Source organism: Moraxella oculi (assembly GCF_023336735.1).
In the GTDB taxonomy this organism is placed as follows: Bacteria; Pseudomonadota; Gammaproteobacteria; order Pseudomonadales; family Moraxellaceae; genus Moraxella; species Moraxella oculi.
Map to the genome: position 1 here is coordinate 1 of NZ_JAMBAQ010000067.1, position 462 is coordinate 462.

The window sequence follows — 462 nt, forward strand, 5'->3', positions numbered from 1 at the left end:
ATCAGCCTGACTGCTCAAGGCTTGAACAACGGTGGTCAACGCATCACCAATGTCGCCCCTGGTGTTGACATGACGGATGCGGTGAATGTGGGGCAGTTGCATGGAGCGGTTAATCAGATTGGCCAAAGAATTGAGATGATGGATAAGGGCTATCGTGCAGGCATTGCAGGCAACACGGCCATGATGAATATCCCTCAAGTCACACGCCCTGGTGCAAACCTTTTGGGTGTTGGCTTGGGTCATTATAAAGGTCAAAATGCCATTGCTGTGGGCTTTTCAAGTTCTAGCGACAATGAAAATATCATCTTTAAAATCTCTGGCAGTGCCACGACCCAAGGTGATTACACCATTGGTTCAGGTCTAGGCTACCAATGGTAACCCCTAAACTCTAACAAAACCAAGCCGTCTTGTTGAGACGAGGCGGCTTTTCAAGTTGTTATTAATAGGAATTTATATGAAACA

General features: G+C 46.5%; 1 protein-coding gene. It reads left to right on the forward strand.

The window, feature by feature from the left end:
- Positions 1–378, forward strand: a 378-nt coding sequence (locus M2R47_RS09410) for a YadA family autotransporter adhesin (protein WP_249102545.1), incomplete at its 5' end; no start/stop codon positions are given.
- Positions 379–462: the final 84 nt, after the last annotated feature.